This is a genomic window from Pseudomonas sp. LTGT-11-2Z, from assembly GCF_003691445.1.
GTDB classification, from domain to species: domain Bacteria; phylum Pseudomonadota; class Gammaproteobacteria; order Pseudomonadales; family Pseudomonadaceae; genus Aquipseudomonas; species Aquipseudomonas monteilii.
Window position 1 is genome coordinate 5,011,686 of sequence record NZ_CP033104.1, and the last position, 25,733, is coordinate 5,037,418.

The following is a 25,733-nucleotide window of genomic DNA, read 5'->3' on the forward strand; positions in this document are numbered from 1 at the left end:
CGGATCAGAACTCAACCTTGACCGCTTGCGACGCACGGGTCGCCTTGGCCCGCGCCTGCTCTACCGACTCATCACGCGCCAGGCACACGCCCATGCGGCGGGTGCCGTTGATTTCCGGCTTGCCGAACAAGCGAATGGCGGTATCCGGCTCGCTCAGCGCTGCGCCCAGGTTGGCGAAGCTGGTCTGCTGCGACTGCCCTTCCGGCAGGATCACCGCCGAGGCCGACGGACCAAACTGGCGCACCACCGGAATCGGCAAGCCGAGAATGGCGCGGGCATGCAACGCAAACTGCGACAGGTCCTGGGAAATCAGGGTGACCAGACCCGTGTCATGCGGGCGTGGCGAGACTTCGCTGAACCACACCTGGTCGCCCTTCACGAACAGCTCAACGCCAAACAGACCACGACCGCCCAGGGCATCGGTGACCGCCTTGGCCACGCGTTGCGATTCGGCCAGCGCTTTCGGGCTCATGGCCTGCGGCTGCCACGATTCCTGATAATCGCCCTTCTCCTGGCGATGACCAACCGGCTCCAGGAAGGTGGTACCCCCCACATGGCGCACGGTCAGCAGGGTGATTTCGTATTCGAAGTCGATAAAGCCCTCGACGATCACCCGGCCCTTGCCAGCGCGGCCGCCTTCCTGGGCGTAATCCCACGCCTTCTGCAAGTCGGCATCGCTGCGCAGCAGGCTCTGGCCCTTGCCCGACGAACTCATTACTGGCTTGACCACGCACGGGTAGCCGACATCGGCCACGCCCTTGGTGAAGTCTTCATAGGTGTCGGCGAAGTGGTAGGGCGACGTTGGCAGCTCCAGCTCTTCGGCGGCGAGGCGACGAATGCCTTCGCGGTTCATGGTGAGCTGGGTGGCACGGGCAGTCGGCACCACGTTGAAGCCTTCGTTCTCCAGCTCGACCAGGGTGGCGGTGGCGATGGCTTCGATTTCCGGAACGATGTAGTGCGGTTTTTCGGCTTCGATCACAGCACGCAGGGCCACGCCATCGAGCATGTTGACCACGTGGCTGCGGTGCGCCACCTGCATGGCCGGGGCATTGGCGTAGCGGTCGACGGCGATCACCTCGACGCCCAGGCGCTGCAGTTCGATCACCACTTCCTTGCCCAGCTCGCCACAGCCGCACAGCAGTACACGGGTCGCGGTGGGCGACAAGGGGGTTCCGATACGGGTCATTTCAGGTCCTCGAAGGCATCCGGGGCCGCACCAGGCTTGGTACGGCCCGCTGAAAAAGGACCGTTATTCTACACCATCAGCCCGCAACGGCGGCCCGTCGGGCGCGAAATGCCATGGCCAGCCACACGGCGGTGACACCGGCAAACTTCGAGGCCATGGCGGTGCCGACTATCACCGGCGTCAGGGCGCCGATCATGCCGAAGAAGATGAAGGTATCCACCGGAATGCTCAGGGCCGAGCTCAGCCACAGGCGGTCGCGCAGCGGCCGGCGGGTGATGCTGAACACCAGCCAGTCGATCAGCTCGGAAATGAAGAACGCGGTGGCGCTGGCCAAGGCGATGGCCGGCTCCGAGGTGACGTAGGACAGCACCAGGGCCACCAGCATGGCCACCAAGGCGCCGTGGCCGAAGCGGGTCTGCACCATGTCACGCAGGATGAACACCAGGCCGCCCCAGGCGGACCAGATGATGTCCAGGTGCGGGGCGCTAGAGAAGGCGTAGTTGATCAGCACTACGCTGCTGATGTAGGCAATCAGATAGAACATGGCGAGTCGTCTGTGGGCAAGCCCTACAGATTACCGCTGGCTTCTTCGCGGGTAAACCCGCAGGCACCGCACCACATAACCTGTGGGAGCGGGCATGCCCACAGGTTATGCGTCAACCTACAGGATGAGGCCGGCGGCTACTGCCCGTTCATGGCAGAGCTTCAACACCGCCCGCCGCTCGTCATTGTCCATCCGCCCCCAGCGGCCAATCTCCGCCACGGTACGCTGACACCCGGTGCAGATATCCTGCTCGTCCAGCGCACAAATGCTCACGCACGGCGAGGCTACCGGCCGCTCTGCAACATCACTCATCATCAACCACCAGTTCCTGCGCATAACGCCGGGCATTATGCACATAGTGCGCGGCGCTGGCTTCGAGCATGCGCTTCTGCTGCTCGGTCAATTCACGTACCACCTTGCCCGGCGAGCCCATTACCAGCGACCCATCAGGGATTTCCTTGCCCTCGGCGATCAATGCATTGGCGCCGATGATGCAGTGCTTGCCGATGCGCGCGCCGTTGAGAATCACCGCATTGATACCGACCAGGCTGTAGTCGCCCACCGTGCAGCCATGCAGCATGGCGTTGTGGCCAACGGTCACGCCCTTGCCCAAGGTCAGCGGCGAGCCCATGTCGGTGTGCATCACCGTGCCATCCTGCACGTTGCTGCCCTCGCCAATGTCGATCAGCTCGTTATCCCCGCGCAGTACCGCGCCAAACCATACGCTGGCATCGGCCTGCAGGCGCACGTTGCCAATCAGTGTGGCGTTGGGTGCGGCCCAACTGGTGGGGTGGCTCTCGACCCGCAGGTCGCCCAGGCGGTATTTCATGCTTGCTCCTCAGGCTGGAACGCAGACGGCGGGGTTGGCCCCGCTCAGTTTTCGATGTAACGCTCAGGGGGGTGGTGCAGGCTGATGCCGGCATCGAACAACACGTTGACCAGTTCCACGATCATGATCGCCGACAACCCCCAGATCTTGTATTCGCCATAACGGTAGCTGGGCACATACCAGCTGCGCCCCTGGTAATCGATACGGTGGGTATGGTCGCGCGGGTCCTGGCGGAAGAATTCCAGCGGCACGGTGAATACTGCCGCGATTTCGGCGTCGTTGGCGCGGTATTCGACGAAGTCGGGAATAACCCCGACGAATGGCGTCACTTTAAGGCCATGCAGCGAAATCAGCGGGCTGAGCGGGCCGATCACTTCCACCAGCCCCGGCGGCAGGCCGATTTCTTCTTCGGCTTCACGGAGCGCGGTGAACACCAGGTCCGGGTCTTCCGGGTCGCGACGGCCACCGGGAAAGGCCACTTCGCCACCATGTGTGGACAGGCCCTTGGCGCGCAAGGTAAGGACCAGTTCGGGCGCTTCGCTGCGGGTAATGGGCAAAAGAACCGCCGCTTCAGGGAACCGCCGGTCGGTTTCCAATGATGCGGGTTGGTGGTTGCTCATTCGGCGAAGTAGCTCGTCCAGCATTGCGCACACTCGTATCCAAGGCCTGCCTTGCATGATGCACCAAAGCCGCGAAGCACCCAAGCCCCTGCGCTTGCGGCGGCCTTGCCGGCGCGCCAAGATAGCCCCAAGCAAAAGGACCTACACATGAAATTCTGCAGCGCGTGCGGCCAGCCGGTCATACAGCAGATCCCCGAAGGCGACAGCCGCCTGCGGTATGTCTGCGAGTCTTGCCAGACCATCCACTACCAGAACCCCAACATCGTTGCTGGCGTGTTGCCAACCTGGGGCAGCCAGGTGCTGCTGTGCCGGCGCGCCATCGAGCCCCGCCGGGGCTATTGGACCTTGCCCGCCGGCTTCATGGAGAACGGCGAAACCCTCGACCAGGCCGCCCGTCGCGAAACGGTCGAGGAAGCCTGCGCCCGGGTCGGGTCGATGAGCCTGTACCAACTGTTCGATTTGCCGCACATCAACCAGGTGCACGTGTTCTTCCGCGCCGAGCTGGCGGACCTTGCCTTTGATGTGGGTGTCGAAAGCCTGGAGGTGCGCTTGTTCGAAGAACATGAGGTACCGTGGGGCGAGCTGGCTTTCCGCACCGTCACACGCACACTAGAATGCTACTATCGCGACCGCATCGGGCATCACTACCCCATTGGCCATGAGTACCTGCCGCCGATGAACGTCTCGACCACGACCTCTAAATAGAAAAGCCTTCAGGGATACCGTTACATGCGTTGGTTGCTTGCCCTTTTCTGCCTTTGCGTTACCTCGGTGTCCCAGGCGGCCTTCACCGAGACCATCATCCGCAAGCCCGTACCGGCAGCGCAAACGCCTTCGCCTTCGCAGCAGGCCATGCAACCGCTGATCGACAAGGTGCTGGTGATCAAGTCCGAGCGCCGCCTGCAGCTGATCAGCCGTGGCGAGCCGCTGAAAACCTACCGCATTTCCCTGGGCAAGCAGCCCAAGGGCGCCAAAGAGCGAGAAGGCGACAAAAAAACCCCCGAAGGCCTGTACTGGCTGGACTGGCGCAAGCAAAGCGACCGCTTCAACCTGGCCATGCACATCAATTACCCGAACGTCAGCGACGCCGCCCGTGCCACCCGCGAAGGGGTGAGTGCCGGCAGCATGATCATGATCCACGGCACGCCGATCAACGACGAATACCCGGAATGGTACTTCCATACCCTGGACTGGACCGATGGCTGCATTGCCATGCGTAACCGTGACATGCAGGAAGTGTGGGACCTGGTGCGGGATGGGACGTTGATCGAGATTCGGCCTTAGTCCTACAAGCAAGTACCCGCTTCGACAGGTTTACCAGCGCAAGTCGCGTTGACCTGCCAACGCCTGCGGCCCCAGCCACTGCGCCCCCCGCAACAAGGGCGTCAAAGCAGCCTCCGGTTGCAACTCGAATACCAGCTGCGCCCGACGACCTGGCAGGTCAGCATCCACGGCCAACTGATGCTGCCCCTGCTGCGCCAGTTTGCCACGCAGGCGCCAGCCACTGCGGCAGTCCATTTCCAGCCAGCCCTGCCCCAGGCCCAGCGACCAGGGTTCGCTCAGTGCCAGATCACTCACTGTTACGCGGCCTTCGCTGGTCAGGCACCGGCGCCCTACCCCGCTCAGCTGCACTGCGCCCTGCCACTGCCCGGCCAGGCGGTAATCAGCCGCCACCGTAGCCTGAGGCCCCATGGCCGCTGCTTCCAGCCGCCAACGCCAAGGCCAGCCTTCGGCACGCAGCTGCCAGGCTTGCCCTTGGAACCCCAGCTGCGCAGTGGCCTGCATGCGCCAAGGCGCCACCGACCAACGCAATGGCCCGACTGGCCCCAACTGTTGTGCGTGACCTTGCCACAGGCTGCCACGGGCATCCTGCATTGGCAGGCCGAGCCCGCGCGCCACCCAGCTAGCAGGTGGCTCCACCAGCAGTGTCACGGCGAACACGAGCAGCACCCACGCCGCAGCTTTACGGCTCATGGCTGCACCACCAGATCGAAGCGCAACACCTTGCCATCCTGCTCCAGCCCCCATTGCAGCGGCTGTACGCCTTCGGTGCGCAGGGCCTGCAACCAGTCTTGCAGCGCCCGCTCATCGGCCACCTGCCCGCGCAGGTGCCAGGTTTTGCCTTGTTCATCAACCTCGGCCAGCGCCACCCGCCGCGCCTTGGCCGACTGCTTCAAACGCTCCATGCTCAAGTCAGGGCCACCCTGCAAACTGGCGGCTTGTTCAGCCAACCCTTGCCACTGACTGAGTTCGCGCCATTGCGCCAAGCCACCGCGCAGGGCCAGGAAGGCCAGCAACACGGCAATCAACAACCAGGCGAACTTCAACCGATGACGTTGCATCCAGTCGCGGCTCATACGGCTGCTCCCAAGTCGAAGATCACTTCGCCACTCAGCACCTGCACGGCGGCGCCCGCTGCGCTGGCCATGTCTTGCCAAGGTGGCGCGGCCCCCTCGCCCGCCAACCGCACGCGCCAGCGCTGGCCATCGAAGCGCACGGCTTGCAGGCGCCAGCCGGGGTGATCCCGCAGCCACGCCTGCAACGTTGCCTGCAAGTCTTCGAGCTGGCGTGTGCGCACTTGCTGTTGCAACCCACTTTCACGCAGGCGTTTGAGGGCCTGAGCGGCATGCTGTGGGCTGGCCTGTTCGCCTGTCACGGCAATGACCTGGGCGCGCCAGAGTTGCGCCTGGCGCCATTGCTGGCTCAACCACAGGCTGCTCCATACAGCCGCCAGTACCAGGCAAGCAGCCAACAGCCGTTGCTGCGGACGCGAAACGGCAGGCAATGAAGGTGCCTTGCGGCCACGCTCGAACAAGCCAGGCAGCGAAGCGAGGGGCGCCAGCGCACTTGGCCAGTCGCCACTCAGTGGCACCTTTTGCAGGTGTGCCCAAGGTTGCTGCGGCATTTCTTCCAGTGCATCCGGCCACGCCAGCCAGTGTTCCTGTTCGTCTTCGCCCAACCCTTTGTACAAGGACATGCCGGGTGGGCGCTGCCAGTGCCAGGCAGTGCCTGCTTCTACCGCAGGTAGCAACTGCAGCTCTGCCCAGCAACGCTCCACTTGCAGGCCCCATGCGGCACACTGCCCACGCCAGCCCTCCAGTTTCTGGCGTGCCACAACCAGCAGACGAAGGTACCCGGGTTCTCGGGCCAGGCAGGCACAGGCCACTTCGTCCGGCGGTTGCAGCAAGCAGTCCTCAAGCAGCAACGACCACTCTTCACGCTTGAGCCCCGGTGGAGCCGGTACGCGGAAGCAGCTGCACGCCTCGGCAGGCAGAATCAGTGCAACCCGGGCTTGCAGGTTCGCCGGTGGCTCACCCTGCCCTTGGCGCTGCACGACGCCGCCGTCGATCAGTGCCCAGTGCCAGACAACGCCGGGGCGCAGCAACAACCACGGCTGAGCCGACGTTCGTCGCCGCCATTCAAATTTCATGAGCGCCCCCACGGGAGGGCGAAAGTGCAGACATAGGGTGCTCCATCACGCTGCAATTCCAGGCGCACACCACGGCCGGGATGCGCGGGCTGGTCAGAAGGCCAGGTCAGCCAGCGGCCGCCCTGGTAATAAAGGACATTCATCACGCTGACCCGGTCGAGGTGCTCGCGTTGTATCCAGCGCGGGGCAGCGGCCGCGTACAAGTCGGCCGAGCTTTCCAGCAGCAGGCGTTGATCGCGGGCCTCAAAGCGCAAGCGTTGGCGCTGCAGGCGCGAGCCGCCCTCGGCCTCTGGCAGGCCGGTGGCGGCGACCCATTGCAATTGGTGGCTTGCCGGTTGCCAGTCCAGCCAGCGGCTGGCCAAGGGCAGGCGCTGGTCATAGACCCGGCGCAGCACCGGGCTGTCGAAGCGACGCTCCAAGGCCAGGCAAAAGTCCAGCACCGAGGTTTGCTGGCTGGTGACCTGAAGGCGTTCGCGGACCTTGAGCCAGCCGTTGACCAAAGCGGCGAGCATGATGCCGAGCAAGGCTGTCAGGGCCAGGGCGACCATCAGCTCGATCAGGGTCAAGCCAGCCTGGCGGCGCTTCATGGGCGCTCCAGAAACACGGTGTACTGGCCCAGCGGCAGGCGCTGGTCACGGTCGGCGAACAGTTGCAGCTCGCCCCGGCGCAGGTCGCGCACGCCGGTGCGGCGCAGTTGCAATTGCCAATGGCACGGCTGGCCGCCCTGGCTCAGCTCGCCGTTAGCCTGATTGGCGGCAGGCCAGAACTGCTCGACAGCGAAGCGGGTTTGCAGCTCACGCGCGCACAGCAGGCCAAGGCGATGCTGCTGAAGGTTGTCCTGCACGGCCAGGCGCTGACGCAGGACCTGGCTGGTGATCACCGCCAGCACAGCAGCGATCGCCAAGGCTACGGTCACCTCCAGCAAGGTGAAGCCACGCTGACGTTGCTTCATGGCGCCACCTGCAAGCGACCATCGCGGCCCCAGGCCCATTGCTGGCTGCCATCGGCCCAGCGCCAGATCACGCTGCCTGGCTGTGCCCAGCCATGCGGCGTGAACACCAGGCGCGGCTGCGGGCTGGCGGGCCAGTCCGGGTGCAGGCCCTTGGGCCAGTCGCCCACCGCAACGGCTTCGACGACCCAGGCATTGCCCTCGCGCCGCACAAACTCCGGACGCGGGCCATTCCAGCGCAGCCCGCGCAGTTGCCCGGTATGTCGGGCCAACGCGGCCTGCGCTCGGGTTTCGGCCGCCAGGCGCTGCAACGCCTGGTCGACATTGGCTTGACCGCTGCCAAGCCCCGCCACCGCCAGGCCCGTCATCAGGCCGGCGATTGCCAGCACCACCAGCAATTCGATCAGGCTGAAGCCCCGCTGACGGCGCACCTTTACAGTTCCCAGTTACCCAGGTCGGCATCCTGGCCTTCCCCCCCGGGCAGGCCGTCCGCGCCCAGCGAGTAAACATCCACCCGACCATGTTCACCGGGCATGCGGTACTGGTACGGAGTGCCCCACGGGTCTTCCGGCAGGCGGCGCACATAACCGTCGCTGCGCCAGGCCCGTGGCAGTGGTTCCTGGCTCGGCTTTTTCACCAGAGCGGCCAGGCCCTGCTCGCTGCTGGGGAAACGCAGGTTATCCAACCGGTACATGTCCAGCGCCTGCTCCAGGGTGGCCAGGTCGGCCATCACTTTCTGTTTCATGGCCTTGTCCTGGTTGCCCAGCACACTGGGCGCGACCACAGCGATCAGCAGGCCGATGATGAAGATCACCACCATGATTTCCATGAGGGTGAAACCGCGCTGGCGGTTGCGTCGATGCAGCATGGCAAAACTCCTTGTCGTCACAGTTGCAGGCCCTGGTTGAGTTGCATGATCGGCAGCAGCACCGCCAGCACGATGAACAGCACCACGGCGCCCATCACCAGGATCATCAGGGGTTCGAACAGCGCCATGGCGGTATCCACCTGGCGGGCAAAGCCGCGCTCCTGGTCGTCGGCCACGCGTTCGAGCATGTCGGCCAGGGTGCCGCTGGCCTCGCCGCTGCCGACCATGTTCACCAGTAGCGGCGGGAATTGCTGGCTGGCATCCAGCGCTCGGTGCAGGCTGGTGCCGCCCTGCACTTGCTGGCGCACCTGCTCCATAGCCAGCCGGATGCGCCGGTTGCCGACGGTTTCGGTGGCTACTTGCAAGGCTTCGAGCAGGGCCACGCCACTGCCACTGAGAATCGCCAGGCTGCGCGCCAGGCGGGCGCTTTCCAGCACCTGCAGCAGGCTGCCGATGCGCGGCAGGCGCAGCAGCAACTGGTCGCGGCGCAGGCACCAATGCGGCTTGCGCAGCAACCAGCCGCCGAGCACGCCAAGCATCAACGCTACCCCCAACAACCACGGCCCGGCGTGTACCAGCCCCTGGCTCAGGCCGATCAGCAGCGAGGTGATCAGCGGCAGGCTTTGCCCCGCGTGGGCGAATTGTTCGGTGAGTTTGGGCACGACGAAGGTCATCAGGCCGACGACCACGGCAAGTGACACACCCATCAATACGGTGGGGTAGATCAGCGCAGTACGGGCTTTGTGCTGCTGGCGCTGTACCTGCTCCAGGTGGTCGGCCAAACGTGTAAGCACCTGTGCCAGGCGCCCGGAACGCTCGCCGGCCTCGACCAGTGCGCAATACAAACCCGTGAACGGCGCCCCCTGGCGCGCCAGGCTGCGGGCCAGGCCCAGGCCTTCGGCGAGCGATCCACGCAGGGCCACCAGCACACTGTGCAGGGCGGGCTGGCGCAGTTGGCGTTCAAGGGTACCCAGCGCATCGACCAAGGGGATGCCAGCCCCGATAAGGGTCGCCAGCTGGCGGGTCAGTTCACAGAGCTGGGCGCGGCTTAAACGCTGGCGCCTGGCTTGCCGGGCTCCGGCTTCCTGGCGCTGCAACTGTCGGGCGAACAGGCCCTGCTCGCGCAACAACTGGCGTGCATGGCGCTCGCTGTCGGCTTGCAGGCTGGCTTTGTGCGCTTTGCCGGCGAGGTCGACGGCCTGGTAGCGATACGTCGGCATGCCTTAACCCTGCACCACACGCAGCACTTCGGCCAGGCTGGTCTCGCCACGGGCCAGGCAATCACTGGCCATCGCCACCAGGCTCTGGCGACGCTCAGCCAGGTAATCCTGCATGGCCAGTTCACTGGCGCCGTCGTAGAGCAGACCAATCAACCCGGCATCCAGCTCGATGAATTCGTACAGGCCCAGGCGCCCGACATAACCGCTGCCCTGGCACTGTTCGCAGCCCACCGCGTGGTAGCTGCTGCCCAGTGCCGCCAGTTCTGGCCACAGCTCACGCTCGGCAGGTTGCAGCGGGTACGACACGGCGCAACGGCACAAGCGCCGTACCAGGCGCTGGGCCAGCACACCACGCAGGCACGAGGCGATCAGGAACGGCTCGATGCCCATGTCGCGCAGACGGGTTACCGCCCCCACGGCGCTGTTGGTGTGCAGGGTGGACAGCACCAGATGGCCGGTGAGGCTGGCCTGAACCGCGATCTGCGCGGTTTCCTGGTCGCGGATTTCACCGAGCATGATCACGTCCGGGTCCTGGCGCAGGATGGCGCGCAGGCCACTGGCAAACGTCAGCCCGGCACGCGGGTTGATGGCTGTCTGGCCAATGCCGGCAATGGCGTATTCGACGGGGTCCTCGACCGTGAGGATATTGCGGCTGCCATCGTTGAGGCTATTGAGGCTGGCGTACAGGGTGGTGGTCTTGCCCGAGCCGGTCGGGCCAGTGGACAGCACGATGCCGTTGGGACGCGCCAGGCAACTGCGCAGGCCCTGTAACACGGCGGGCGGCATGCCCAGGTTATCCAGCGCCAGCAGGCTGGCCTGCTTGTCGAGCACGCGCATGACCACCCGCTCGCCATGAATGCCGGGCAAGGTCGAAACCCGTACATCCACTTCACGGCCTGCTGCACGCAAGGTGATACGGCCGTCCTGGGGCTGGCGCTTTTCGGCGATGTCCAGGCGCGCCATGACCTTGATCCGCGACACCAGCATGGCCGACAGCGCTCGCGGTGGGCGCAACACTTCACGCAGGTGCCCATCGACCCGCAGGCGCACCACCAGGCTCTGCTCGAAGGTTTCGATATGGATGTCCGAGGCGCGCAGGCGCAGCGCCTGGCCAAACAGGCCATTGATAAGACGGATGACCGGGGCTTCGTCATCGCTTTCCAGCAGGTCTTCGATACGCGGCATCTCGCTCATCAGGCTGTCCAGGTCGACCTGGTCACCAATGCCTTCGATCAGCGCTTCAGTGGCGGCATCACCCACCTCATACAACTGGCCCAGGCGCTCGTCGAACACGGCCGGTTCCAGATATTCCAGCGCACTGGGCTGGCCATGTACACGCAGCAGCTCCTGCAACTGGGCGCTGTCGGCATCGCGCCGGAGCCACAGCTGCCAGCCCTCGGCCGCCGGGGCCATGGCCACCCCGCTTTGCCGTGCCTGGCGGTAAGGCAGCATCACCAGTCACCGCCTTCCAGGCGCGCGCGGCTGGCGGGGAATACCTGCAACAAAGGGGTGCCCTCGGCCAGGTCCGGCAGTTGCAGCGGCGTGGTCTGCTGCAAGGTGCGGTACTTGTCTTCGCTAAGCCCGGCCAGGCTTGGCCCGTCCCGCAAGATGCGCGGGCGGATGAACACCATCAGGTTCTGCTTGGTGTTCTTGGTGGCGTCGGAACGGAACAGCCGGCCCAGGTAAGGGATGTCACCGAGCAGCGGCACGCGCTGGTTGCTGGTGCTCAGTTCGTCGCTGATCAGGCCGCCGAGGATCACCAGGCCGTTGTCCTCGACCATGACCTTGGTCTTGATCTCGCGCTTGTTGGTGATCACATCGCTGGCCGCGCTGGACTCGGCGATCGATGACACCTCCTGGACAATGTCCAGGCGCACGCTATTGTCGACGTTGATCTGCGGCTTGATACGCAGCTTCACCCCGACCTCTTTACGTTCGATGGTCTGGTACGGATTGGCGTTGTTCTGTGTGACCGAACCGGTGACAAAGGGCACCTCCTGGCCGACCAGGATGGAGGCCTCGGCGTTGTCCAGGGTCAGCAAAGTAGGTGTGGACAGCAGGTTGAAACCACTCTTGCCCTTTAGCGCATTGACCAACATGGCGAAGTTGAACCCGCCGCCGAAATGGCCGATGCCCGCCGTGGCGCCGGTAGTGGCGGACAGCAGGTCGCCAAGCGCCTCGTTGTCGCCACTGGCAGCCGCCCCGGCGATGTTGGCGATGTTCACCCCGTTGCTGCCGAAGTTGACGATGCCGGCGCCGAACTTTTCGTCGGCAAACAGCCATTGCACGCCCAGCTCCTGGGCGCTGCTATCGGACACCTCGGCAATGATCGCTTCCACCACCACTTGGGCACGGCGAATGTCCAGCTGCTCGACGATGGCGCGGTAGGCGGCCAGCTCGCTGTCTGGGCCGACCATGACCACAGCGTTGGTGCCTTCTTCGTATTCAAGGCGAATGCCCGGGCCACCACTGGTAGCCACCGCGGGCCTGTCCTTACCCTCACCTTCACCCGCCTCTTCAGCCGGCACCACACCTTCCTGGCTGAGTCCGCGTAACACCTTGACCACTTCACCGGCATTGGCATGGCGCAGGTAGATCACCTGGGTGCTGCCATTGCCAGGCGCCTCTTGCGGGCGGTCGAGCTGGCGCAGCAGGCTGGCGATGCGGTCGAGGTTACTGCGCCAGTCGGTGACCACCAACTGGTGCGCTGCCGGGTACGGGGTGATCACCCCAACGCGCGGGTCGATCAGGGGTTTGAGGATACCCAGCACCTGTTCGTTGGCGGCGTTGCGCACATTGAATACACGGGTGGCCACGCTGTCGCTGCCTTCACCCTGCTGCCCGCCCGCCTCCACCGGCACCGGCTCCAGGCGCGCGGCCTGGTCGGGGACGATCTTCACGCTGCCGTTGGGCAGGTCGACAGTGGCATAGCCTTGGGCGCGCAACTGCGCGAGGAAGATGTCGTAGATGGCATCGGCGTCGTGCAGGTCGACGGTGCGCACAGTGACCTTACCCTTTACCCGGGGGTCGACGATGAACGTCGTGCCGGTGATACGCGACACGCTGTCGATGAACTCGCCCAGTTCGGTGTCGACGAAGTTCACCTCGTACATTGGCGTACCGTTGTCATCGAACACCGGCTCTTCGGCGCAGGCCAAGGACAGCACCAGGCTCAACGCAGCAGCCACGCAGTATCTAACAGGCATCGTTCATCCTTGCCGCTTGAAGCCGGTCACGGCGGGGCGTGGCGGCCAGGGCAGGCGTTCGCGCCGCCCCTGGTTGTTGAAAATCAGGCCATCACTGTCGATGTCCTGCAGCACGATCCCCGGCGCCAGGCGTTGGCCACGCGCCAGCGTGCGTACTTGCTCGCCGTAGCGCAGCACCACCACGCTGGAGGCCAATGGCTCAGCCTTCAGGCCCCCGAGGTATTGCAGTGGCAGGCGGGTAATGGCGATTGCACCGTCGTCGATGGGCGCCTGCCAGTGACCGACCATCAGCCCAGGCAACGGACCGACAGCCACCGCAGGTGCTGTCGCCGGTTGTGGCTGGCGGCTCAGTTGCAGCACGCACTGGGCGGCCAGCCAGCCTGCCAAGGTCAGGCCTGCGCCCGAGAGCAGGCGCGAAGCGAACGTCACGAAGCCAACTGCCGTGGGTGCCAGCCCGGGTGCCCCTGCACATAGCGCACGTCTGGCCATTGCAACGGCACTAGTTGCCAGCCGGGTGCCTGACGGGCGAGCCAGGCTTCAACCCGCTGCCACAGGGGCTCGCCCGCCTGGCTTTGAAACTGCAGGCCAAAAGTGCGGCACAGGCCCTGCACCGACTCCAGCCCGGTGATGCGCTTGCCTTGCGGGCTGTAGCTGACCCCCCAGGCCTGGCTCTGCCAGCGTGGCAGGTCTTGGCTGTTGTCCAGCAGTAGCGGGTCGCCGAACAGTTGCTCTGCGGCGTTCTCCAGTACTTGCTCCACCTGCCGGGCCGGCGCTTCGACCACCGGGGCCGGGTAGCCACCGGTCAGGCTGATCAGGTGTTCGCGGGTAATGGGGGCACCCGCGGGCAGCGGGTAGTCATAGCGCAGGCCCGGCAGCAGCACGGGCATGCTGCTGTCATCGGCCAACGCTTGATGCAGCAAGCGGTCCCAACTGCCGCCACGGGTGTCGCGGCGCCACAAAGCCTGTGGCGCACGGGCCAGCGGTTGGTCTAGCCAGGCCGCATGGCCGGCGCGTTGCTGGCGCAAGGTAGCCTGCAGCTGCCCCACCCGCAGTTGCGCGGCGGGTGACAGTTGCTGTTCGAACGCCGGGAAGAAACGCCCATCGAATTGCCATGCGCCAGCCATTCGCTGACAACGCAGGCGGAAGGCGCCGCTGCCCCGACAGCCGGCGAACAACACCGGCACGCGCCGGCCACTGGCCTGGGTGACCTCGACCGGCGCCGGCCACAGGTCCTGGCCACGGGCGCACAACAACACGTCGATTTGCGGCACCCGCTCGGCCAGCCACAAGCCAGGGCCTGTGCCGACGTCGGCCATGGCCACCACCAGGTCGGCTTCGCGCCGGGCTTGCTCGAACACGGGTTGTAATGATTGGTACCACAGTTTCAGGGAGGCTTTCTGGTCCTGGGCGTAAGGGTCGGTCACGCCGACCACGGCAATGCGAGCACCGCCGCGCTCGAAGACGTGCAAGGCCTCCAGCCCCAGTGCCTGACGTTGCGCGTCCGCCAGCCCGGCGCCCAAGGTAATGGCGCTAGCCTGGCGATACAGCCCATGGCTACGCTGCGGCCACAGCACGCGTTCATCGCTGCTGACACGCACCTCACTGCCCAGCAACTGGCTGCCTTGAACGCCGCTCTCGCCTTGAGTCAGGTAGGCCAGGCCACTGCCATTCCAGCCCTGGCCGTTTTCCAGGGTCAGGCTGTTACCTGCACCGGCCTCCCCCCGCAGCTGTTCCAGCAGCGCCGCCAGCACGGCAAAACCGCCCAGCTGGGCTGCACTCGCCTGGCTGGCATCGAGCAACGGCGCCAGTTGCGGGTAGGCCAGGCTGGCGCTGCTGCCGGTCATCCAAGGCGCGCGGCCCAGATGGCTGACCGGCCCCAGGCGAGTCGCCGGCACCACCGCCTGGCCGGGTTGGCGGGCATCGAGGGTATCGGCCACGTACAGCAGGTCGAGGTGGGCGTTACCGCCCTGTTGTGCCGGGAAAGCAGAACAGGCGCCGAGCAGCGGGGCCATGGCCCCGACACCCATCCAGCTGATCACTTCGCGCCTGTGCATGCTGCTTGCCATCGAACCCGCCATCCTTATCCATGTTCATTCAGGGCTCCGGATGTTGCGGCGTTGGCATTACAGTTTGATGGCAGAATTCCGACAGTCATTCCAAATTGATCTGTCAGCGAATGTTCTAAGAGCGGGCCGTTTTAAAACGCCGTTAACATTTCTGCCAATGAATCATCATATTTGCGCACTAAAGTCGCGGTTTCCTCTAACTCAGCCAACATAAGGACACCCTGATGAGTCGAGATACCGGCGACAACCTGGACCGGAACCAAAGCGGCAACCTGCCGATGGCCAACGTCATGGACGCCTACCTCAGCCGCCGCAGCGTGATGCGCGGCAGCCTGGGCGCCGCCATCGCCATGATCGCCGGTACCGGCCTGACAGGCTGTTTCGACGGTGGTGGTTCCGATCACGATGATCCGGTCACCGAGCCACCGGTGACCGAGCCGCCTGTTACCGAACCAGAGGTCCCGAAACTGGCGCTGGGCTTCCAGTCCATCCCGGGCTCGCGCACCGACGCCTGCGTGGTGGCCGCCGGCTACAGCGCCTATGTGCTGGCGCCTTGGGGTACGCCAATTAACAGCAATGGCAACCCGTGGAAGTCCGACGGCAGCAACACCTCGACCGATCAGGCCAATGCCATGGGCATGCACCATGACGGCATGCACTTCTTCCCCATCAACGGCAGCTCGGAAGACGGCTTGCTGGCGATCAACTTCGAATACATCGACACCGCCGCCCTGCACCCGGCCGGCCCCACCACCGACGTGAACGGCAAGCGCCCGGTCGAAGAAGTGCGCAAGGAAATCAACGCCCACGGGGCTGGCGTGGTGCGCCTGCAGAAAGTCAGCGGACGCTGGCAGGTGGTCGACAACGACCCGCTGAACCGCCGCTTCACCACCGCCTCGCGCATGGAAATCACCGGCCCGCTGCGTGGCACCGACCACGTCAAGACCAAGTACTCCACCGCCGGCACCCATTGCCGTGGCACCAACAACAACTGCGGCAACGGCTACACCCCGTGGGGCACCTACCTGACCTGTGAAGAGAACTGGCCAGGTATCTTCGTCAACAAGGGTACCCGCCCCGAAGACCAGCGCCGCATTGGCGTGGGCACCTCCAGCGGCCAGTACAAGTGGGAAACCGCTGCCGGTGACAGCACCGAGGTGGCCGACGAGTTCGCCCGTTTCGACGTCACCGTCAAAGGCGCCAGCGCCACCGACGACTACCGCAACGAAGCCAGCACCTACGGCTACATCGTCGAAATCGACCCGTACAACAGCAGCACCCTGGCCACCAAGCGCACCGCACTGGGCCGCTTCCGCCACGAGGGCTGCGCCCCAGGCCTGCCGGTCGCCGGCAAGCCGCTGGTGTGGTACATGGGTGACGACTCGAACAACGAGTACCTGTACAAGTGGGTGTCCACCGCCGTGTGGGACGCCGCCGACGCCAACCCGGCCGACCGTCTGGCCACCGGTGCCAAGTACCTTGACCAGGGCAAGCTCTACGTGGCCCGCTTCAATGCCGACGGCACCGGCGTATGGCTGCTGCTGGATGTGAACACCGCTACCACTAACGGCAGCACCCTGGGTGCGCTGTATGGTGACTTGCCAGGCATCATCCTCAACACCCGTGGCGCCGGCGATGCCGTGGGCGCAACGCCGATGGACCGCCCGGAATGGACCACGGTCAACCCGCTGAACGGCGATGTTTACCTGACCCTGACCAACAACAGCGCGCGCACCCCGGAAAAGGTCGATGCAGCCAACCCGCGCGGCCCGAACCGCCATGGCCACATCATTCGCTGGCACGACAGCGACGACCAGCTGAGCTTCACCTGGGACATCTTCGTGTTCGGCGCCAACGCGGCCGGTACTGCCGATATCAACCGTTCCGGCCTGACCGAACTGAACCAGTTCGCCAGCCCCGACGGCATGAGCTTCGATAGCCGTGGCGTGCTGTGGTTCGAGACTGACAACGGTGAAAGCACCCTCACTGATTACACCAACGACCAGCTGCTGGCAGTGATCCCCACCGACCTGGTAGACGCCAGCGGCAAGCAGGTGCCGGTGAACGCGCAGAACCAGGTGGACCTGCGCCGCTTCTTCGTTGGGCCGAATGAATGTGAGGTGACCGGGATTACCTTTACGCCGGACAACAAGACGCTGTTCGTGAACATTCAGCACCCGGGGAACTGGCCATATACCGACAAGGCGACCGACGCTACGCCGGCTGGGACTACGGTACGGCCGCGGGCTTCGACGGTGGTGATTCAGCGTATTGATGGCGGGGAGATCGGGACTGCCTGATCGACCTGTGCACGGGGGCCGCTTTGCGGCCCTTTCGCGGCACAGCAGCCCCGGCAATCTCAAGCACTACCAAGCCATCGGCTCGCGGCTGCGCACCCGCACCTGCTGCGCCGGCACCCGGGCATGCCATTGCACCACCCCCAACGCCTCCACCTGGAATTCGCTGCGTATCGCCCGCCCCTCTTCCTCGAACGACAACTGCAACAGGAAATACCCGCTGTTGAGCAGCAACCCTTCGCTCAGCCGTTCGAACGTTTCGTCATCCACCGCCCCCAACGCCTGACGCAAGGCACCTGCATCCACATACCCCGACGCCGGCCGCCCGCTGATGATGCGGCTGAGCAACGAGCGCGAATAGCGCCCTTCGTACAACGCCTCCAGCAGCGGCAAATGCTCCAGCCCAAGCGCATTGGCGTTCAGGCGCCAACCGGTAACCTGCGGCAAGGCACACAACATCGGATAGCGGCCCTGCCGACTGGCGTCCGGCTCCAGCAGCAGGTTCAGCTCGCTGGTGTCGAGCATCGGCTGGTTGGCCGCCAGGCGTGGTGGCTGCTGACGCAGGTACTGGGCGCTTTCGGCGCCTTGCAGGCGGGTATCGCTATCGGCGTCGAGCCAGTCGGCCAGCGCATCGACCAGCCGCTCAGCCGCCATGTCGTCGCCTAGCAAATAGCGCAACTGACGCTCGGCTCGCTCGCCATCAGCACCTAGCAGCGCATTGACGTTGAAGCAGGTGTGCTGGTCGCGCACCCGCAACTGCGCCTGGCCAGCGCCAAAGTCATAGTTCAACGGCTGCCCACGCAGGGCCTGCCAGAACAATGGGCTAAGCCGCCAGGCGGGGTCGCGCAGGGCTTGCTCGGCGTACGCCAGGCCGGCCTGCTCCATGGCCCGCGCTTGCACCCGCTGGTGCAACAGGCGCACTTCATCCACCTGACGCCGGCCGTCTTCCACCAGCCAGGCCATACCCGCCGCCAACATTGCCAGCACCACCATCACCATCAACAGGGCCGCCCCCCGCTGTTGCCTGCCACCCATCCGTGCGTGCCTCGCTCGCAGAATAAAGACGCCAGTCAACACGCGGTGTGTTGCAGGTAGATGGCAATGCCCGTCCGTCATGTGTACGTCATCTACACGAGGCAGGATTAGCCTTCCTTTTCATGACCTTACAGGAGTGGTCGCAATGGGTGGCATTGGAATCTGGCAACTGGTGATCGTACTGCTGATCGTATTCCTGCTGTTTGGCACCAAGCGCCTCAAGGGCCTGGGCAGCGATGTGGGTGAGGCGATCCAGGGTTTTCGCAAGTCCATGGGCGGTGACAACGATGTCAATGCCACTGGCCAGGCTCAGGTACAGCAGCAGGCGCCGCTGAACGGCCAGGCCACACAGCAGCCTCAAGCGGATCGTCAGGCCTGATGTTCGAGGTAGGCTTCAGCGAGTTGCTGTTGGTCGGCATCGTCGCGTTGCTGGTGCTGGGCCCGGAACGCCTGCCGGTGGCGGCGCGTACCCTGGGGCGCGGACTGGGTCAGGCGCGCCGGGCCATGCACGCCTTGCGCACGCAGGTAGAACGCGAAATCGACATGCCGAACCTCGACAGCGCCCCATTACAGCGCCTGGAGCAGGAAATCCGCCAAGGCATAAGCCTGAACGTGGAGCCGGCCAATGATGCAGCCACGGTCGCCCTGCCCAAGGAAAACGCCTCATGAGTATCGCCATGGACCCGGCGGCCAGCATGCCGTTGACCGAACACCTGCGCGACCTGCGCAAACGCCTGGTGCGTTGCCTTGCGTTGGTGGCGCTGGTGTTCGCCGGCCTGTTCCCCTTTGCGCAAACGCTGTACACGCTCATTTCCGAACCACTGCGGCGCTTTTTGCCAGAAGGCGCGAGCATGATCGCTACCAGCGTCACCTCGCCGTTTCTGACACCGTTCAAACTGACCGCGATGTGTGCGCTGTTCGTGGCCATGCCGCTGCTGCTGCACCAGGCTTGGGGCTTTCTGGCGCCGGGGCTGTACCGCCGTGAACGGCGCATTGCCCTGCCGTTGCTGGTGTCGAGCATCCTGCTGTTCTATGCCGGCATGGCCTTCGCGTTCTTCCTGGTGTTCCCGATGATGTTCGGCTTTTTTGCCAGCGTGACGCCGGACGGCGTGGCGATGATGACCGACATCAGCCAGTACCTGGACTTTATCCTGGCGCTGTTCCTGGCGTTCGGGCTGGCGTTCGAGATCCCGGTGGCGACGTTCATCGTGGTCTGGGTGGGGTTGGCCGATGTGGCCACGTTGCGGCGCAGCAGGCCCTACGTGATTGTCGGGTGCTTTGTGGTGGGGATGATATTGACGCCGCCGGATGTGTTTTCGCAGACGATGCTGGCGGTGCCGATGTGGGTATTGTTCGAGGTGGGGTTGCTGGCTTGTGGCTGGTTGAAGCGGCCGGTGCCTGGCAAGGACATTGTGGCTGGCGTGTAGGGCCTATTCGCGGGCGTGCCCGCGAATGGCCTTGATGCGGTCTAGAACTCGGCGAGCCGCCAAGCTTCATAGGCTGGCGTCTCGTACGGGTGGCTCTGCTTGAGCGCAGCGACGACCTGAGATATCAGGTCGTCAGCCACCACCAGCTCCACCTTCCACTCTTCCACCACCTCGACCTGGCCGGCTTGCCCGAGGAACGGCTGGCTGCCGTCCAGCGGGCGAAACTGGCCCTGGCCCAGGGTTTGCCAGGCGCAGTGGTCATAGTCACCGATGCGCCCGCCACCGGCGGCGAACACGGCGGCCTTGACCACTTCGACATGGCTGTCGGGGACGAAGAAGGCGAGCTTGTACACGCCTTAGTTCACCCACACCCGTGCGTTGCGGAACATACGCATCAGCGCGGCATCTTCCTGCCACTCGTCCGGGCGCCACGAGTTCTGCACGGCGCGGAACATACGCTCCGGGTGCGGCATCATGATGGTCACGCGGCCGTCGCGGCTGGTGAGGCCGGTGATACCACGCGGCGAGCCGTTCGGGTTGGCTGGATAGGCTTCGGTGACCTTGCCGTGGTTGTCGACGTAGCGCAGGGCCACGCAACCGGAAACGTCCGCTTCCAGCAGTGCCGCTTCGTTGGCGAACTCGGCGTGGCCTTCGCCGTGGGCGATGGCGATCGGCATGCGCGAACCGGCCATGCCCTGCAGGAAGATCGAGTTGGACTTCTGCACTTCGACCATGGCCACACGCGCTTCGAACTGCTCCGAGCGGTTACGCACGAAGTGCGGCCAGTACTCGGTGCCCGGGATCAGCTCGTGCAGGTTGGACATCATCTGGCAACCGTTGCACACGCCCAGGGCGAAGCTGTCGGTACGCTCGAAGAAGGCCTGGAAGGCGTCACGGGCACGGGCGTTGAACAGCGCCGACTTGGCCCAGCCTTCGCCGGCACCCAGTACGTCACCGTACGAGAAGCCACCGCAGGCGACCAGGCCCTTGAAGGCTTCGAAGTCGACACGGCCAGCGAGGATGTCGCTCATGTGCACGTCGATGGCGGCGAAGCCGGCACGGTCGAAGGCAGCAGCCATTTCGACCTGGCCGTTGACACCCTGCTCGCGCAGGATGGCCACTTGCGGGCGCACGCCCTTCTTGATGTACGGTGCGGCGATGTCGTCGTTGACGTCGAAGCCCAGCTTCACCGACAGGCCCGGGTTATCTTCCTCGAGCAACAGGTCGAATTCCTGGTCCGCGCAGTCGGCGTTGTCGCGCAGCCGCTGGATCTGATAGCTGGTTTCGGCCCACTGGCGCTGCAGCATGCGGCGGTCATCGTCGAACAGCACTTCGCCGTTCAGGCTGATGGACACTTCGCCGTTGTTGACCGGTTTGCCGATCACCGCGACGCAACCTTCGCCCAGGCCAGCAGCGCTGAACTGTGCGAGTACGTCCGGGGTGGCATCCTGGCGAACCTGGATGACTGCGCCCAGCTCTTCGTTGAAGAGGATGGCTGGCACGTCGCCCTTGCTGTCGGTCAGCGGGTCGAGGTGCAGGTCGAGGCCGCAGTGGCCGGCGAAGGCCATTTCCAGCACGGTGGTGACAAGGCCGCCGTCGGAACGGTCGTGGTAGGCCAGCAGGTGGCCGTCGGCGTTCAGGCCCTGGATCACGGCGAAGAAGGCCTTGAGGTCTTCAGCATCGTCGACGTCCGGTGCCTGGGCAGCGATCTTGCCGTAGGTCTGGGCCAGGATCGAGGCGCCCATACGGTTCTTGCCACGGCCCAGGTCGATCAGGATCAGGTCGGTCTCACCCTTGTCCATGCGCAGTTGCGGGGTCAGGGTTTTACGGATGTCGGTGACCGGGGCGAAGCCGGTGATGATCAGCGACATTGGCGAAGTAACGCTCTTCTCGCCGCCCTCATCGCTCCATTTGGTCTTCATCGACATCGAGTCTTTGCCGACCGGAATGGTGATACCCAGCTCCGGGCACAGCTCCATGCCGACAGCCTTGACGGTGTCGTACAGGCGGGCGTCTTCACCCGGGTGGCCGGCGGCGGACATCCAGTTGGCCGACAGTTTGATGTCGGACAGCTTCTCGATGCGCGAAGCGGCCAGGTTGGTCAGGGTTTCGCCGATGGCCATGCGGCCGGACGCCGGGGCATCCAGCAGCGCCAGCGGAGTACGCTCGCCCATGGCCATGGCTTCACCGGTGTAGACGTCGAAGCTGGTGGCGGTAACGGCGCAGTCGGCCACCGGTACCTGCCACGGGCCGACCATCTGGTCGCGGGCAACCAGGCCGGTGATGGTGCGGTCGCCGATGGTGATCAGGAAGCTCTTGCTGGCCACGGCCGGGTGGCTAAGAACACGCTGGACGGCGTTGTCGAGGTCCAGCTTGCTCGGGTCGAAGTCATCGCCCAGCTCGGCTTCACGGGTAACCGAACGGTGCATGCGTGGGGGCTTGCCCAGCAGCACGTCCAGCGGCATGTCCACCGGGGTGTTGCCGAAGTGGCTGTCGCTGACGGTCAGGTGTTGCTCTTCAGTCGCTTCACCCACTACGGCGAACGGGCAGCGCTCGCGCTCGCAGATGGCCTTGAAGCGCTCGAAATCGACGGCGCTGACGGCCAGCACGTAACGCTCTTGCGATTCGTTGCTCCAGATTTCGTGCGGGGCCATGCCCGGCTCGTCGTTGGGCACGTTACGCAGTTCGAAGCGGCCACCACGGCCACCGTCGTTGACCAGCTCAGGGAAGGCGTTGGAGATACCGCCGGCGCCAACGTCGTGGATGAAGGCGATCGGGTTGGCGTCGCCCAGCTGCCAGCAGCGGTCGATGACTTCCTGGCAACGGCGCTCCATTTCAGGGTTTTCGCGCTGTACCGAGGCGAAGTCCAGGTCTGCCGAGCTGGCACCGGTCGCCACCGACGAAGCGGCGCCGCCGCCCAGGCCGATCAGCATGGCCGGGCCGCCGAGCACGATCAGCTTGGCGCCGACGGTGATCTCACCCTTCTGCACGTGGTCTTCACGGATGTTGCCCATACCACCGGCGAGCATGATCGGCTTGTGGTAACCGCGCACTTCTTCGCCGTGCGGGGTGTTGATGGCCTGCTCGAAGGTACGGAAGTAACCGGTCAGGGCCGGGCGACCGAATTCGTTGTTGAACGCCGCGCCACCCAGAGGGCCTTCGATCATGATGTCGAGGGCGTCGACGATGCGCTCAGGCTTACCGTAAGGCTGCTCCCATGGCTGCTCGAAGCCCGGGATGCGCAGGTTGGACACGGTGAAGCCGGTGAGGCCAGCCTTGGGCTTGGCGCCACGGCCGGTAGCACCTTCGTCGCGGATTTCACCACCGGAGCCGGTGGAGGCACCAGAGAACGGGGCGATGGCGGTCGGGTGGTTGTGGGTTTCCACCTTCATCAGGATGTGCACCGGCTCCTGCACCGCACCGTACTGGCGGGTTTCAGGGTTCGGGAAGAAGCGGCCGGCCACGTTACCGACGATGACCGAAGCGTTGTCCTTGTAGGCGGACAGCACGCCTTCGTTGTGCATCTGGTAGGTGTTCTTGATCATGCCGAACAGGCTTTTTTCCTGAGCCTGGCCGTCGATGTCCCAACTGGCGTTGAAGATCTTGTGGCGGCAGTGCTCGGAGTTGGCCTGGGCGAACATCATCAGTTCGATGTCGTTCGGGTTGCGCTTCAGGCCCTGGAAAGCGTTGACCAGGTAGTCGATCTCGTCTTCGGCCAGGGCCAGGCCCAGGTCGATGTTGGCCTTGGCCAGGGCGTCGCGGCCACCGGCCAGGATGTCGACCGAGGTCATCGGCTTGGGCTGGGCGTGGCTGAACATGTCGGCCGCCTGCTCAAGCTGGCCCAGCACGCGCTGGGTCATGCGGTCGTGCAGCTCGGCGGCGATCAATGCAGCGTCAGCATCGCTCAGGGTGCCGGCCACGTAGTAAGCGATGCCGCGCTCAAGGCGCTGGATCGACTGCAGGCCGCAGTTGTGGGCGATGTCGCTGGCCTTGCTGGCCCACGGCGAAATGGTGCCCAGGCGCGGCACGACCAGGAACAGGCGACCGGTCGGCTCCTGTACCGGCACACTCGGGCCGTACTTGAGCAGACGGCCCAGCACCTGCTGCTGGTCGGCGGTCAGTTCGCCATCAACATCGGCGAAGTGGGCAAATTCGGCATACAAACCAGTAACAGCGGGGACTTTCTGGCTCAGTTGCTCGAGTAATTTACCGTGGCGAAAGGCAGAAAGGGCAGGAGCGCCGCGCAGGATCAACATCGTCGGGACAGCCTCAGGAAGGGGTGTGCTTAGAGGCCGTGCATTCTAGCCTAATTCGATGGCTTTCGGCACCCGCTCTACGCCACGGCTGCCGGGCGGTGGAACCGGACTTTCGGGTCAATATTTCGGGTGCTCGCCTCCAGAGGTTTATGGCCTGTGAGATCGAGCGCCGCGCGGGCGGCGCTCGATCTCCCAGGCGCCACACCTCTCACGGCAGGCACTTGGTGGCCCAAACACAATCCACCGCCACGCCCCCACATCACATAAACCGCTACCAGACAAGCTAACCGTTGTCGAGATATGGTTGAACCGGTCCTTTGCGTATACTGCAACCTATGTTCGCCCACACTGCTTTGCGCCAGCGTTGCGCCAAATGGCTTCTCGCAACCGGACTCTTTCTGCTGCTCGGTGCCTGCGTTGAAAAACCCAGCACCCTCGAGCGCGTGAAGGAGGATGGCGTGCTGCGCGTCATCACCCGCAACAGCCCGGCCACCTACTTCCAGGACCGCAACGGCGAAACCGGCTTCGAGTACGAGCTGGTCAAGCATTTCGCCGACGATCTCGGTGTGAAGCTGGAGATCGAGACAGCCGACAACCTCGATGAGCTGTTTGACGACCTCGGTAAACCCTCCGGCCCGGTCCTGGCAGCCGCCGGCCTGGTCAGTAGCACGCGGCGCGCGGCCCAGGCAAAATTCTCGCACCCTTACCTGGAAGTGACCCCGCAGGTCATCTACCGTAACGGCCGCCCACGCCCGACCAACGCCAAGGGCTTGGTCGGCAATAAAATAATGGTGCTCAAAGGCAGCAGCCATGCCGACCTGCTGGCCGAGCTGAAAAAGCAGAACCCTGGCCTGGAATATGAAGAGTCAGATGCCGTGGAGGTGGTCGACCTGTTGCGCATGGTCGACGAAGGCCAGATCGACCTGACCCTGGTCGACTCCAACGAGCTGGCGATGAACCAGGTGTATTTCCCCAACGTGCGCGTGGCCTTCGATGTGGGCGACACCCGCGACCAGCGCTGGGCAGTGGCCGCGGGCGAAGACAACAGCCTGCTCAACGAGATCAACGAATTTCTCGACAAGGCGCAGAAGAACGGCACCCTGCAGCGCCTGAAAGACCGTTATTACGGCCATGTCGACGTGTTGGGCTATGTGGGCGCCTACACCTTCGCCCAGCACCTGCAGCAACGCCTGCCCAAGTACGAGAAGCACTTCAAGAGCTACGCCAAGGTCGAGCAGGTGGACTGGCGCCTGCTGGCCGCTATCGGCTATCAGGAATCGATGTGGCAGCCGGAGGTCACCTCCAAGACCGGCGTGCGCGGCTTGATGATGCTGACCCAGCGCACCGCCCAGGCCATGGGCGTATCCAACCGCCTGGACCCGAAACAGAGCATTCAGGGTGGCGCCAAATACTTCATGAAGATCAAGGAAGAGCTGGACGACAGCATTCAGGAGCCGGACCGCACCTGGTTCGCACTGGCTGCCTACAACGTCGGCAGCGGCCACCTGGAAGACGCCCGTACCCTGGCCAAGCGCGAGAAGCTCAACCCGAACAAGTGGCTGGACGTGAAGAAGATGCTGCCGCGCCTGTCGCAGAAGCAGTGGTATCGCCAGACCAAGTACGGCTACGCCCGTGGCGGCGAGCCGGTGCACTTCGTGGCCAACATCCGCCGTTACTACGACATTCTCACCTGGGTGACCCAGCCGCAGCTCGAAGGCCAGGTGGCCGAGGGCAACCTGCATGTGCCTGGGGTGAACAAGGACAAGCCGGCAGATCAGTCGCCGCCCATGTAAGCCTGTA

General features: G+C 64.6%; 27 protein-coding genes. 7 read left to right on the forward strand and 20 right to left on the reverse strand.

The genetic code is table 11. The features are described 5' to 3' along the window. Positions 1-4: 4 nt before the first annotated feature. From purT to D8767_RS23695, 5 genes are all read right to left on the reverse strand, one after another. Entirely contained in the window at positions 5-1,186 is a 1,182-nt protein-coding gene (gene purT, locus D8767_RS23675) for a formate-dependent phosphoribosylglycinamide formyltransferase (RefSeq protein WP_016713004.1), read from the reverse strand. A gap of 76 nt (positions 1,187-1,262) precedes the next feature. Continuing rightward, positions 1,263-1,730 (reverse strand): VUT family protein, encoded by a 468-nt coding sequence (locus tag D8767_RS23680; RefSeq protein ID WP_019098707.1) that lies wholly within the window; start codon positions 1,728-1,730, stop codon positions 1,263-1,265. A gap of 117 nt (positions 1,731-1,847) precedes the next feature. Further along, positions 1,848-2,045: a DUF1289 domain-containing protein gene (locus D8767_RS23685; RefSeq protein WP_016713006.1), complete on the reverse strand. Its 198-nt coding sequence runs from the start codon at positions 2,043-2,045 to the stop codon at positions 1,848-1,850. Next, positions 2,035-2,559 (reverse strand): gamma carbonic anhydrase family protein, encoded by a 525-nt coding sequence (locus D8767_RS23690; RefSeq protein WP_016713007.1) that lies wholly within the window; start codon positions 2,557-2,559, stop codon positions 2,035-2,037. Before D8767_RS23690 ends, D8767_RS23685 begins: the two co-directional genes overlap by 11 nt. A gap of 44 nt (positions 2,560-2,603) precedes the next feature. Beyond that, positions 2,604-3,203: a CoA pyrophosphatase gene (locus D8767_RS23695; protein ID WP_016713008.1), complete on the reverse strand. Its 600-nt coding sequence runs from the start codon at positions 3,201-3,203 to the stop codon at positions 2,604-2,606. A 123-nt stretch (positions 3,204-3,326) separates the two neighbouring features. On the opposite strand from D8767_RS23695, the gene D8767_RS23700 reads away from it, so the two are divergent. Then, entirely contained in the window at positions 3,327-3,884 is a 558-nt protein-coding gene (locus D8767_RS23700) for an NUDIX hydrolase (RefSeq protein ID WP_016713009.1), read from the forward strand. A gap of 24 nt (positions 3,885-3,908) precedes the next feature. After that, a complete protein-coding gene (locus tag D8767_RS23705; RefSeq protein WP_016713010.1) occupies positions 3,909-4,463 on the forward strand; it encodes a murein L,D-transpeptidase family protein in 555 nt (184 codons plus the stop codon). 30 nt (positions 4,464-4,493) lie between these two features. Here D8767_RS23705 and D8767_RS23710 read toward each other — a convergent pair whose 3' ends face one another. The 12 genes from D8767_RS23710 to D8767_RS23765 are packed head-to-tail and all read right to left on the reverse strand — an operon-like array spanning position 4,494 to position 14,918. Further along, a complete protein-coding gene (locus D8767_RS23710; RefSeq protein ID WP_028698971.1) occupies positions 4,494-5,153 on the reverse strand; it encodes a general secretion pathway protein GspN in 660 nt (219 codons plus the stop codon). Continuing rightward, on the reverse strand, positions 5,150-5,536 hold the full coding sequence (gene gspM / locus D8767_RS23715; RefSeq protein ID WP_016713012.1) for a type II secretion system protein GspM: 387 nt from the start codon (positions 5,534-5,536) through the stop codon (positions 5,150-5,152). The genes D8767_RS23710 and gspM overlap by 4 nt, the downstream gene beginning before the upstream one ends. Next, a complete protein-coding gene (gene gspL / locus D8767_RS23720; protein ID WP_028698970.1) occupies positions 5,533-6,609 on the reverse strand; it encodes a type II secretion system protein GspL in 1,077 nt (358 codons plus the stop codon). Before gspL ends, gspM begins: the two co-directional genes overlap by 4 nt. After that, positions 6,606-7,196 (reverse strand): prepilin-type N-terminal cleavage/methylation domain-containing protein, encoded by a 591-nt coding sequence (locus tag D8767_RS23725; RefSeq protein WP_016713014.1) that lies wholly within the window; start codon positions 7,194-7,196, stop codon positions 6,606-6,608. Before D8767_RS23725 ends, gspL begins: the two co-directional genes overlap by 4 nt. Then, positions 7,193-7,561: a type II secretion system protein GspI gene (locus D8767_RS23730; protein WP_016713015.1), complete on the reverse strand. Its 369-nt coding sequence runs from the start codon at positions 7,559-7,561 to the stop codon at positions 7,193-7,195. The genes D8767_RS23725 and D8767_RS23730 overlap by 4 nt, the downstream gene beginning before the upstream one ends. Further along, positions 7,558-7,989 (reverse strand): type II secretion system minor pseudopilin GspH, encoded by a 432-nt coding sequence (gspH, locus tag D8767_RS23735; protein WP_016713016.1) that lies wholly within the window; start codon positions 7,987-7,989, stop codon positions 7,558-7,560. Before gspH ends, D8767_RS23730 begins: the two co-directional genes overlap by 4 nt. A gap of 2 nt (positions 7,990-7,991) precedes the next feature. Then, on the reverse strand, positions 7,992-8,426 hold the full coding sequence (gspG, locus tag D8767_RS23740) for a type II secretion system major pseudopilin GspG (protein WP_016713017.1): 435 nt from the start codon (positions 8,424-8,426) through the stop codon (positions 7,992-7,994). Positions 8,427-8,443: 17 nt separating this feature from the next. Continuing rightward, positions 8,444-9,646: a type II secretion system inner membrane protein GspF gene (gene gspF / locus D8767_RS23745; RefSeq protein ID WP_016713018.1), complete on the reverse strand. Its 1,203-nt coding sequence runs from the start codon at positions 9,644-9,646 to the stop codon at positions 8,444-8,446. 3 nt (positions 9,647-9,649) lie between these two features. Next, the gene (locus tag D8767_RS23750; RefSeq protein WP_016713019.1) at positions 9,650-11,098 is read right to left on the reverse strand and encodes a GspE/PulE family protein; all 1,449 of its coding nucleotides are present in this window, start codon (positions 11,096-11,098) and stop codon (positions 9,650-9,652) included. Next, positions 11,098-12,852, reverse strand: coding sequence for a type II secretion system secretin GspD (gspD, locus tag D8767_RS23755; RefSeq protein WP_174442267.1), 1,755 nt, complete (start codon positions 12,850-12,852; stop codon positions 11,098-11,100). The genes D8767_RS23750 and gspD overlap by 1 nt, the downstream gene beginning before the upstream one ends. 3 nt (positions 12,853-12,855) lie before the next feature. Beyond that, positions 12,856-13,281, reverse strand: a complete 426-nt coding sequence (locus tag D8767_RS23760) for a pilus assembly protein PilZ (RefSeq protein WP_016713021.1) — start codon at positions 13,279-13,281, stop codon at positions 12,856-12,858. Next, positions 13,278-14,918, reverse strand: a complete 1,641-nt coding sequence (locus D8767_RS23765) for a hypothetical protein (RefSeq protein WP_028698968.1) — start codon at positions 14,916-14,918, stop codon at positions 13,278-13,280. Before D8767_RS23765 ends, D8767_RS23760 begins: the two co-directional genes overlap by 4 nt. 224 nt (positions 14,919-15,142) lie before the next feature. Between D8767_RS23765 and D8767_RS23770 the strand changes: the two genes are divergently transcribed. Next, positions 15,143-17,218: a PhoX family phosphatase gene (locus D8767_RS23770; RefSeq protein WP_016713023.1), complete on the forward strand. Its 2,076-nt coding sequence runs from the start codon at positions 15,143-15,145 to the stop codon at positions 17,216-17,218. Positions 17,219-17,284: 66 nt separating this feature from the next. On the opposite strand, the gene gspK is transcribed toward D8767_RS23770, so the two are convergent. Next, positions 17,285-18,250, reverse strand: coding sequence for a type II secretion system minor pseudopilin GspK (gene gspK / locus D8767_RS23775; protein WP_016713024.1), 966 nt, complete (start codon positions 18,248-18,250; stop codon positions 17,285-17,287). 145 nt (positions 18,251-18,395) lie between these two features. Here gspK and tatA point away from each other — a divergent pair, with 145 nt between their 5' ends. From tatA to tatC, 3 genes are read left to right on the forward strand one after another with little or no spacing between them, the layout of a single operon-like run. Then, on the forward strand, positions 18,396-18,629 hold the full coding sequence (gene tatA, locus D8767_RS23780; protein ID WP_016713025.1) for a twin-arginine translocase TatA/TatE family subunit: 234 nt from the start codon (positions 18,396-18,398) through the stop codon (positions 18,627-18,629). Continuing rightward, positions 18,629-18,919 carry a Sec-independent protein translocase protein TatB gene (gene tatB, locus D8767_RS23785; RefSeq protein ID WP_016713026.1) on the forward strand — a complete coding sequence of 97 codons (291 nt, stop codon included), beginning with the start codon at positions 18,629-18,631 and terminating at the stop codon, positions 18,917-18,919. Before tatA ends, tatB begins: the two co-directional genes overlap by 1 nt. Then, positions 18,916-19,677 (forward strand): twin-arginine translocase subunit TatC, encoded by a 762-nt coding sequence (tatC, locus tag D8767_RS23790; protein WP_016713027.1) that lies wholly within the window; start codon positions 18,916-18,918, stop codon positions 19,675-19,677. The genes tatB and tatC overlap by 4 nt, the downstream gene beginning before the upstream one ends. A gap of 41 nt (positions 19,678-19,718) precedes the next feature. Here the strand turns inward: tatC and D8767_RS23795 are convergent, their stop codons facing one another. Next, positions 19,719-20,030 carry an NIF3 1 gene (locus D8767_RS23795; RefSeq protein ID WP_016713028.1) on the reverse strand — a complete coding sequence of 104 codons (312 nt, stop codon included), beginning with the start codon at positions 20,028-20,030 and terminating at the stop codon, positions 19,719-19,721. Positions 20,031-20,033: 3 nt separating this feature from the next. Then, positions 20,034-23,933, reverse strand: a complete 3,900-nt coding sequence (gene purL / locus D8767_RS23800) for a phosphoribosylformylglycinamidine synthase (RefSeq protein ID WP_016713029.1) — start codon at positions 23,931-23,933, stop codon at positions 20,034-20,036. Between the two features lie 335 nt (positions 23,934-24,268). Between purL and mltF the strand changes: the two genes are divergently transcribed. After that, positions 24,269-25,726 carry a membrane-bound lytic murein transglycosylase MltF gene (gene mltF / locus D8767_RS23805; RefSeq protein WP_016713030.1) on the forward strand — a complete coding sequence of 486 codons (1,458 nt, stop codon included), beginning with the start codon at positions 24,269-24,271 and terminating at the stop codon, positions 25,724-25,726. Positions 25,727-25,733: the final 7 nt, after the last annotated feature.